This is a genomic window from Secundilactobacillus kimchicus JCM 15530, from assembly GCF_001433995.1.
In the GTDB taxonomy this organism is placed as follows: Bacteria; Bacillota; Bacilli; order Lactobacillales; family Lactobacillaceae; genus Secundilactobacillus; species Secundilactobacillus kimchicus.
In genome coordinates this window covers 1-4,173 of the sequence record NZ_AZCX01000020.1, presented here as the reverse complement: position 1 = coordinate 4,173, position 4,173 = coordinate 1, and the positions used below count along the sequence as shown (strand labels likewise).

The 4,173-nt window shown below is 44.6% G+C and carries 6 protein-coding genes and 1 pseudogene; all 7 read right to left on the bottom strand.

Annotation, left to right across the window (positions count from 1 at the left end; all coding sequences use genetic code 11):
- Positions 1-210: 210 nt before the first annotated feature.
- On the bottom strand, positions 211-1,863 hold the full coding sequence (locus FC96_RS12430; protein WP_056943231.1) for a hypothetical protein: 1,653 nt from the start codon (positions 1,861-1,863) through the stop codon (positions 211-213).
- A 239-nt stretch (positions 1,864-2,102) separates the two neighbouring features.
- On the bottom strand, positions 2,103-2,849 hold the full coding sequence (locus tag FC96_RS12425; RefSeq protein ID WP_082593670.1) for a peptidoglycan recognition protein family protein: 747 nt from the start codon (positions 2,847-2,849) through the stop codon (positions 2,103-2,105).
- A gap of 2 nt (positions 2,850-2,851) precedes the next feature.
- A complete protein-coding gene (locus FC96_RS12420) occupies positions 2,852-3,130 on the bottom strand; it encodes a phage holin family protein (RefSeq protein WP_055679849.1) in 279 nt (92 codons plus the stop codon).
- Positions 3,123-3,308, bottom strand: a complete 186-nt coding sequence (locus tag FC96_RS12415; RefSeq protein WP_055679850.1) for a coiled-coil domain-containing protein — start codon at positions 3,306-3,308, stop codon at positions 3,123-3,125. The genes FC96_RS12420 and FC96_RS12415 overlap by 8 nt, the downstream gene beginning before the upstream one ends.
- A complete protein-coding gene (locus tag FC96_RS12410) occupies positions 3,309-3,701 on the bottom strand; it encodes a hypothetical protein (RefSeq protein WP_056943230.1) in 393 nt (130 codons plus the stop codon).
- Positions 3,702-3,710: 9 nt separating this feature from the next.
- Positions 3,711-3,872, bottom strand: a complete 162-nt coding sequence (locus tag FC96_RS12980; protein ID WP_156403242.1) for an XkdX family protein — start codon at positions 3,870-3,872, stop codon at positions 3,711-3,713.
- Positions 3,873-3,874: 2 nt separating this feature from the next.
- Positions 3,875-4,173 (bottom strand): annotated as a pseudogene (locus FC96_RS13015) (hypothetical protein); the annotation flags it as partial.

Here is a 4,173-nt window from a genome sequence, read left to right as displayed (position 1 = left end):
TATGACCCCACCCGGAATATTGACAGTTTTAAAATACCGGCGTTAAAGGGTTTAACCTATGTTTGTGCACCATTTGTGCACAGTAACCTAGGCGGGTTTAATACATAACAATCACATTTACTTCATAGTTAATAAAAAACTCCTTCATCAATCATAATGAAGGAGTACTTTGCATGATATCTATATGAGATATCTATATGAAAGGTGATATTATTTTAAATCCCAAGTATAGGTGTCGTTATTATGCATTTGAGCTTGACTATTTAAAATAACTGAATGGGCCGCATTAATTGCTGGACCAGCTACGGCTACAGCACCACCTGTACCTAATATAGCGGCACGTCGTGCTTCGTCTGCAACTCGCTGCCCAGCATTTACAGCAGAGTGAGCTGTAATTAATACCCCGTCAGCAATTAATGGAATAATACCAATAATTGGAACTGCACTCATTACACCAAGCGCCCATTCTGCTCCTACAAAAGCAGCTTCTGTTGCTGCATGAGCAACAAACGTCCCAGCTTGCAAAGCAGCATCAGTACCCACTGCAATTTTTGTTGTAGCCGAACCAGCAAGACTACCGAGTAATTGTCTATTTGCTTCATTAGATAGACTCTGATCGGTCGGGGAATTAGTTACTGCTACATTGGATCCACGAATTGCAGCATTAACTCCGTTCACTACTGGACCAGCTACTGCTCCTGCAACCACTGGGGTTAGAACAGCAGAACGCCGTGCCGTACTCCAAGCATATTGGAACCCATGCCAAAGCGAATTAGCCCCAATTAAGACACCATCAGCAATCAGCGGAACGATACCCAGAACGGGAACTGCGCTGGCAATCCCTAAGCCAATCATTGTTGCATAAGCCAATGCATTGATTGGCTCAGCAACAGCACTTTCTGCTAAATCTGCCGCTAAATTAACACCATTGGCAACTGCTAGTGATCCCGACGTGGCAACGTTCATTCCTGACTCTGTTACTGAAGCTGTCCGTGTACGCTGAATATTCGAATCAACTGCATCTTGAACTCCCATTTTTCCGGTGCCCAAATTATAAACATCCCAAACATGACCGTTGTCATCTGTAATGTTTATAGAACCAAATTTAGGAATCACTAACACTTTGTTATTGGCTAATAACGTCATATCTCCAGATTTCGTATTATAAAACGCATCAACATTACCTTGTGACGTTTTTACAACCTGATCTGACCCAGAATTTGCCAGCTGTAAAGTCGTGTTATTGGGTAACGCATCATCATAACTCTGCGCAAAAGATCCCAAATCAGAAATGCCTAGATCAATTGTACTATCAACAGTTGCATCGATCCCACCGTGCGTGTCTTGATGAGTAGTTGGTACCTCTTGATCGTCTCCAAGACTGCTAACTGATGTAGTAGGCAACTTTGTGGTAGTGTCTTCGCTATTTTCCTGACCATTTTCTGTACTGGTCTGCGAATCAGTTCCCGTAATAGGTGAGCCTGTATCACCGCTCACCGGCGTTTCAGGTCTTGACTCACTAGACGTATCTGTAACGGATCGACTATTTTGCACCTCATCTGAAGTTTTCTGAGAGCTATTGGTAGTTGAGTTCTCGTTACTTTCGGAGGCTATAACGCTACCATCATTTTTTACTGTCTGACTCGTGTCAAAATTTGTACTATTCTGCCCCCCAGCAACCAAGTTAGTACTTGAATCTTGAGCTGTACCTTTTTCTCTAGATTCGGTGTCTGGTGCAATCGTCGTCATCTGTGTGGTATTGTCATCAACATGAGCCTGAGCATTCAGGCCACCAGCTACAAATACTAGCGATGCACTAAAGAGCGATAACGCAATCGTCGCTTTTATGGAGTTCCTATGCATTGCACTTTCCCCTTTCTTACTATACTATCCAATGAATTATCCTCTGATAATTCAATTTTCATAATAACCTATTATATAAAAAAATTCGATGTTTTTTATAAACTTCGTACACTATTTATAAATTGGATGCTTGGCTCATGTGTTTATTTTAGAATACATTTTAAAAAGTTTAATTTTGACTGCAATCCTGGAGTAAATAAAAAGCCACCCTACCCAAAACGGATAGAGTGGCTTAATTGTTAATCAATCGCTTTAATAAACTTCACAAACGCTTTGTTGCTGGAGAAATACCCCATTGAAGTCTTGAATCGGGTAATCTTCCCGTACTTCTCAGGTTCAGCGTAGAAGCGTGTTCCTTTCACGAAACGAACGGCCCGCTTCTGTTTGAAACCAATGTCTCGGTAACCATTAATCTGCGGTGCGATTACTTCGTACAGACCCTTGGCCTTATAGTAAGTTGGTTTTGCCACGCTAGTTCCACCTTTCTTAGCCAGCCGAACAACTTCATCCACATCTAGCCCACCGGGACAAGCTGTGGCTGTCACCTCGTTATGACCTAAAACATGCTTGCGGTCCAACGGAATGCCGTACCGCTTACAGATATCAGCCACCAACCGAGCGCAGTTGGCAACTGTCTTAGGGTCCACCTTCCAACCAGGGCCGCCAGTTGAGTTCAAATTTTCAATTCCAATAGACCGTTGGTTTGGGCTAGCGATCCGTGGTACATCTGAACCACCAGTGCCACCCGCGTGCCAAGCGGCGTACTGCTCACCCACACAGCCAATAATTTCGGTTGGTGTGACTTCATAGTGAGCCGAAGTGTTAGCCGGCCCGCCTTGAACCCAGGTATTCATGGCAGTGTTCTTGTTGGTCGTCGCATTGTGGTGAATGATGATTCGGTCAATCTTAAGGCCATTTCGTGAGCTGGCATTCATGACCTTAGGATTCTTGCTAGTGATCAGCTTGCTATAAACTTCTCCTGCCATAATTAGCCTCCAATTCCTTTAAATCCGTCAAACAGACCGCTGGTAAAGCCACCAACCAAAAGGCCCATGACCGCTCCAGAAACGTAATTGCTATCGCCGGTAGTAGCCACTGAAGCCAGTCCGGCCACAACACCAACCACCATTGCAATCCATGGCATGTAACGATTTTCGATCCGAGTGGTCTTCACTGCTTGTGTGATGCAAAAGACTAAGGCAGCTGTAATCGCTAGCTCCGCTGCGGTACCCAGATTTAGTTGCGTGATGTAATCCAAATTAATCACCTCGTTTTAATTTTTCAATCTCAATTTTCAATTGCTCGTTTTCTTGTCGGAGACGCTTAACTTCTTCCTTAGGGGACTCAGTGGAGCCTGCGTTGATTCGAGCGACCCATACAGGTACGTAACCGACCGCAATCGCTGATACAGCCGAGATTATGGCCGTTAGTACACCTTGGCTCACTTAATCATCTCCCGTGAATGCATATGATGTGATTCGAAAAATCACACCTCCAGTCAGAACGGCCCCTGGGCTGATGATTGCTCCAATCTCAATATCGTGGATGAGAAACCCGCAAAAGAACGTCACCCACACAAAAATGAGCATCGCAATCAAAATTGGCCGAGCATAGAACCAATGGAAGTCCCAGATTGAATACACCACCGCAAACGTTCCCACGATTGCTAAGCAGAAAATCGATAGTGGATCGTCAAGTCCTGCCACGACAGAATGGGCTGGTGGTAATAAGTCAAAAAAATTGGCTTGGATAATGAAAACGATACCTAGCGCGTAGGTTTCCATTCCAGTCCAAAGCCAAAATTGATTCTTACGATAGTGCTGGTAGAGCTTTTTCATTTACCTCACCTACTTAGCGGCTTCGGGAGCCTTGTAGTCGGTGCCGGTGAGTTGCTTGTACTGGTCAGCGGTCATGAATCCGCCAGCTGTGAAGTTTGCTAGATCATCTGGTTTTAGCAAGCCCCAGGAGAATTGAATTTGGATAGTGTTGAAACTTGGATATACAAACATGATTATTTGTCCCCTTCCTTGGTGTCAGTGGTAGTAGTATCAGCAGGCGTAGTGGGCTTTTGGAAAGCCGCCAGTTGCTTAGTCATATCCACAACCATTTCTTTCAGCTGTTGGATAGTAGTAGCGTCAGCGGCCCGAGCCTTAGCTGATTCAACCGCCATGTCTTGCAATTGTTTAGTCGTTTTTGCTTGGCTTTCAATAGTTCCTAAAGCTTGATCAAGCTTATCCGCTTGCTGATCAATGATGCCTTGCAAGTAGTCAATCTCTAAACTCGGCAGGTTCCCCGGCGCCTGTAAACGGC

Excerpts from the sequence above, each read along its gene's own strand:
- FC96_RS12425 (WP_082593670.1), bottom strand. The coding sequence starts at position 2,849 with ATGGCAGGAGAAGTTTATAGCAAGCTGATCACTAGCAAGAATCCTAAG.
- FC96_RS12980 (WP_156403242.1), bottom strand. The coding sequence starts at position 3,872 with ATGTTTGTATATCCAAGTTTCAACACTATCCAAATTCAATTCTCCTGG.
- FC96_RS12430 (WP_056943231.1), bottom strand. The coding sequence starts at position 1,863 with ATGCATAGGAACTCCATAAAAGCGACGATTGCGTTATCGCTCTTTAGT.
- FC96_RS12410 (WP_056943230.1), bottom strand. The coding sequence starts at position 3,701 with ATGAAAAAGCTCTACCAGCACTATCGTAAGAATCAATTTTGGCTTTGG.